Here is a 4,042-nt window from a genome sequence, read left to right on the forward strand (position 1 = left end):
AATTACCATTGGATATTCTAGAGGGTGAACATCAGGTAGTAATAGTAATTGATGAGAAGCCTTTGGCAGAGAAAGTAGAGAAGAAAGAAAAGCGACCTCCTCTAAACTTTCCTGTGCATAATTATGGCCCTTGGCCTGAAAATCTTTCTTTAAGACGTGAGGATATGTATGGTGATTGGGGTCGCTAACTCTGTGTTTCTGGACACGAACATTTTAGTGTATGCAAATGTGTCCGAATCTCCCTTTCACCAAGTAGTGATGTATTAATCTAATAGAAATACGATGAAAACTATAGAAACAATTGCCACAGTTACAAAAGATGGTAAAATCACAGCGCAGTTACCATTGGATATTGCAGAGGGTGAGCATCAAGTGGTAATAGTAATTGATGAAAAGCTTTTAACTGAGGAAACGGAGAAGAAAGAAAAGAAAGCGCCTCTCAAATTTTCCGCCTATCCTGTCGGATTAGTCTCGGAAAGTTTAACTTTCCGCAGAGAAGACCTTTATGCAAACGACTAATAACTCTGTCTTCATCGATACGAATATTTTAGTTTATGCAAATTTAGCCTTGTCGCCATTTCATATACAAGCGACAGAACGACTGCAAGCGCTTACAGAACAAGGTATTGATTTATGGATTAGTCGCCAAACTTTGAGAGAGTATTTGGCAGCAATGACAAGACGAGGCGACTTAACCGGGAATATTCCTATTACATCTTTAGTGGCAGATGTACGGTATTTTGCTAGTTATTTTCGCTTGGTTGAAGATAATTTGCCAGTGACAGAAAGGTTACTAACACTCATGGAGGAAATTCCTAGCGGTGGTAAGCAAGTTCATGATGCAAATATTGTCGCCACGATGTTAGTTTATGGCATTCCTCAGTTACTCACTCACAACACAAGTGATTTTGCCAGATTTTCTGGATTAATTAGTGTCTTGCCATTACAAGGTTAACGCCGTGTGCGACTTTATCTCAAACCTAACCCCCAACCCTTTCCCTTGTAGGGAAGGGGAGCAAGAATCAAAGCCTCTCGACCTTTCGGGGAGAGGAATGGAAGCGGGGTTCCAAGAATAGGTTGCATATCGCGTAAGTTAGATTGCTTATTGTTACTACTCGTGAAAATTTATTTCACGTTACGAAATGCAGTCTTTCGGTAATTATGCAATCCTATTGACTAACCCCAAACACTTCTGCGTTCCCAATATTCAGCGACTCTTTTTTCCCACTGTTGCCAGTAATCTTTAATAACTGCTGATTCAAACCAAAATACCTCAGCTGGCATTTCTGGAATCGCTACTACCAAGAGAGCGTGCTTTAGCTGAATGCCATAATCTCGATAATACTCGTTAGCTGCTCCTATGTACGCCGTAAGTTGCAGTGGATGTTCATATAAATGCTCAATTGAACCTTTGGGTTTGTCTGCTGTTTTCCACTCGCAAATACAGGGAATACCTTGATAGCTAGCAATACAATCAACTTTGCCAGAATAGCTCAAATCATGATGAAAAACAGAGCCTTCCACGAGTCGAACTGTGTCGATTTGTTCTAAAACTGGCTTGATACTCTCCCAATAAGGGCGACTCGCTTCGGAACAAACAGGGTTTTGACCAAGGAGATAGCGCTCAATTTGTTTGTGTGTTTGGGTTCCCCGACGACTAGCAGATGTAGTAATGCGGGTAGCTTCTTCTGTACCAACACGCGCTTTCCAGTTTAATAATCTGTCTCGGTCTGCTTGTGATTTAGTGGCATTAAGTATTGTAGTAACACTGGGAAAGCGATTTCCCTTGGCATCTACATAATATTGTTTACCATTTTCTCTTTTGGCTGTGGCATTAATGCGTGGTAGCAGTTGGGTATCAAATTGCATTATTAATTCGTAGTTCGTAATTAAGAAAGTGGCAATTAGAAATTTCAGTTCATCTTCCACACAGGGAAAACTTGCTTTTGCAGGTTTTAAAACTTTAATTTTTATTAGTCCGCGTGGGTAGACTATTCTACGGTAAGCCGCAAAGCATCTATGTTTGTATGAGCGCGAATTTTATTCGCCAAATCATTTAAAATGGTTTTATTTGGGAAAATAACGATAAATATCTTTCCGGTGTAGTACTCGCTGAAATAAGACTGTTTCTCCATCAAAAATAACTCCAAAACGATAATCACCGACGCGGATGTGATAAGCATTTTCATAACCCTGAAGTTTTTTGAGGTTAGTAATTTCTTCAAAGGTTAATATTTCTGGTATTTCTTCAAAAGCAAGGGTTCTAATAGTCTCATAGTAAGGTGTACTTTTCAGAGCTTTGATATCCTTGATAAAGCTGGGTAGATATTGAGTAATCACTCTTGTTCTAGTTGTGCTAATGCTTCATCAATATTCAGAGGTGTTTCATGTTCTACTGCCTTCATTGCTAAAATAAGCCCTTCATCCTCAATAGCTTCTAGCAAGCGTAGATAGTCATCAAAATCCATGACTACTTTGCGGATATTACCTTCCTTATCAGTAATCAGTTCTTGAGCAAAAGGGTATTTATCAGCTTGCATTTGGGTTGTGATTTTAGTTGTCATACTATGACTTTAGCGTTAATGAATATAGTATGGCTTTAGTAAATGTATTTGTGAGATTTACTCAAGAGAAAAACGCGATAAAACCCGCCTTCTTAGATAAATCTTAATAATTTTATATTATCTTTTCTCAGATAAAATGCACTAAAGTAAAATATTTCACAGTGTTATTTCGTAATTGATGGGTAAAATATGGAGCCTGTAACATTAACAGCAGTTGCAACTGCGTAGGCGTAGCCCGTCGTAGACATCGCTACTATAGTTTTAACTAAAGCTCTAGAAAAAACTGGCGAAAAGCTTGGGGAAGCTGCATTAGACAAAAGTCGTGAGTTAATCGAACAGCTACATAATAAAAATAAGTTACCCTTGCTAGCGGATGCAACACAGCAAAATCCACAGCAGCCGTTAGATTATGGCAAAGCAGTACTGGAGTTAAAAGCAGCAGCAGACGCAGATACCGAAATTGCTCAATCAGTGCGAGAAGTTGAAGCAGCCGCAAATGCTGATCCTCAACTAGCGCCGAAAGTCCAGGCGTTAGCGAATGGCCTAAACTCGCAACCAGCAACCGTCATCAATTCTACAAAATTAGCTGACTCTATTAAAAATGTCTTTCAGGGAAATATTATCATTGGTGGTAACTTCTGACTACAGTCGCCTGGGGAACAGGTAAATTTAAATCCCTCTACTGAAACACCGCAAAATTTACCCCACTCAGGGGTGGTGGCGTTTGTTGGGCGTGAAGCTGAATTGCAAACCCTCCACCAGATGTTGCAGCAAAATAATCAGATAGCAATTGCTGCGATCGCTGGCATGGGTGGACTGGGTAAAACAGAATTGGCCTTACAATATGCAATGGCTCATCGTGAAATTTACAAGGGTGGAATTTGCTGGTTGCTGGCAAGGGCTGAAGATGTAAGCATTCAAATTGTGCAGTTTGCCAGAACTCACCTTGACTTAAACCCACCACAATATCTGGATGTAGACTTACCCAGTCAAGTGAAATACTGCTGGCAGCAATGGCGTGAAGGTGATGTACTGGTAGTGCTTGATGATCTCAATGATTACTCTAAGGTTGAGACATATCTACCACCGCAACTACCCCGTTTTAAAGTGCTGATTACGACGCGATTACAGTTAGACCTTCTCCAGTCCTTTACTTTAAATGTTTTGGGTGAGTCCGCAGCCGTGGAACTTTTACAACTCTGGGTGAGGGAAAAGGTAACAGAGGAATCAGCAACAGCAGCAAAAAAACTCACTTCTACATTGCCAAGCCTTAGCAATGAGGCAACGCCTACTGGGATATGAGCATCCTGATGTTGCTGATAGCCTCAACAATTTGGGGTTAAACTATTTTAAGCAAGGTAATTACAAAGAAGCCGAATCCCTCTTTTTGCAAGCTTTCGAGATTCGTGAACGTCGGTTAGGCGTGAAACTATCCCACTAATAAAAAAGTATGGTAATCTACTTCTCAACAAGGAGGG

General features: G+C 40.3%; 9 protein-coding genes. 6 read left to right on the top strand and 3 right to left on the bottom strand.

Features of this window, described 5'->3' with window-relative positions; genetic code table 11:
* From ACFE90_RS32850 to ACFE90_RS32860, 3 genes are all read left to right on the top strand, one after another.
* The coding region (locus ACFE90_RS32850; protein WP_375506494.1) for a hypothetical protein at positions 1 to 188 on the top strand (188 nt) is incomplete at its 5' end.
* A 94-nt stretch (positions 189 to 282) separates the two neighbouring features.
* Positions 283 to 519 carry a hypothetical protein gene (locus tag ACFE90_RS32855; protein WP_335107967.1) on the top strand — a complete coding sequence of 79 codons (237 nt, stop codon included), beginning with the start codon at positions 283 to 285 and terminating at the stop codon, positions 517 to 519.
* Positions 506 to 955: a type II toxin-antitoxin system VapC family toxin gene (locus tag ACFE90_RS32860; RefSeq protein ID WP_375506495.1), complete on the top strand. Its 450-nt coding sequence runs from the start codon at positions 506 to 508 to the stop codon at positions 953 to 955. The genes ACFE90_RS32855 and ACFE90_RS32860 overlap by 14 nt, the downstream gene beginning before the upstream one ends.
* A gap of 221 nt (positions 956 to 1,176) precedes the next feature.
* Here ACFE90_RS32860 and ACFE90_RS32865 read toward each other — a convergent pair whose 3' ends face one another.
* The 3 genes from ACFE90_RS32865 to ACFE90_RS32875 all read right to left on the bottom strand — a co-directional run bounded on the left by ACFE90_RS32865 (position 1,177) and on the right by ACFE90_RS32875 (position 2,564).
* Positions 1,177 to 1,869 (bottom strand): PD-(D/E)XK nuclease family protein, encoded by a 693-nt coding sequence (locus ACFE90_RS32865; protein WP_375506496.1) that lies wholly within the window; start codon positions 1,867 to 1,869, stop codon positions 1,177 to 1,179.
* A gap of 198 nt (positions 1,870 to 2,067) precedes the next feature.
* Positions 2,068 to 2,340 carry a type II toxin-antitoxin system RelE/ParE family toxin gene (locus ACFE90_RS32870; RefSeq protein ID WP_375506497.1) on the bottom strand — a complete coding sequence of 91 codons (273 nt, stop codon included), beginning with the start codon at positions 2,338 to 2,340 and terminating at the stop codon, positions 2,068 to 2,070.
* The gene (locus tag ACFE90_RS32875) at positions 2,337 to 2,564 is read right to left on the bottom strand and encodes a hypothetical protein (RefSeq protein WP_375506498.1); all 228 of its coding nucleotides are present in this window, start codon (positions 2,562 to 2,564) and stop codon (positions 2,337 to 2,339) included. Before ACFE90_RS32875 ends, ACFE90_RS32870 begins: the two co-directional genes overlap by 4 nt.
* Before the next feature lie 363 nt (positions 2,565 to 2,927).
* Between ACFE90_RS32875 and ACFE90_RS32880 the strand changes: the two genes are divergently transcribed.
* The 3 genes from ACFE90_RS32880 to ACFE90_RS32890 all read left to right on the top strand — a co-directional run bounded on the left by ACFE90_RS32880 (position 2,928) and on the right by ACFE90_RS32890 (position 4,005).
* Positions 2,928 to 3,206: a hypothetical protein gene (locus ACFE90_RS32880; protein WP_375506499.1), complete on the top strand. Its 279-nt coding sequence runs from the start codon at positions 2,928 to 2,930 to the stop codon at positions 3,204 to 3,206.
* A 75-nt stretch (positions 3,207 to 3,281) separates the two neighbouring features.
* Complete coding sequence (locus ACFE90_RS32885) at positions 3,282 to 3,866, top strand: NB-ARC domain-containing protein (protein ID WP_375506500.1); 585 nt, start codon at positions 3,282 to 3,284, stop codon at positions 3,864 to 3,866.
* A complete protein-coding gene (locus ACFE90_RS32890; protein WP_375506501.1) occupies positions 3,841 to 4,005 on the top strand; it encodes a tetratricopeptide repeat protein in 165 nt (54 codons plus the stop codon). Before ACFE90_RS32885 ends, ACFE90_RS32890 begins: the two co-directional genes overlap by 26 nt.
* The last annotated feature ends 37 nt before the right edge of the window (positions 4,006 to 4,042 follow it).

The organism is uncultured Nostoc sp. (genome assembly GCF_964245445.1).
Classification (GTDB): domain Bacteria; phylum Cyanobacteriota; class Cyanobacteriia; order Cyanobacteriales; family Nostocaceae; genus Nostoc.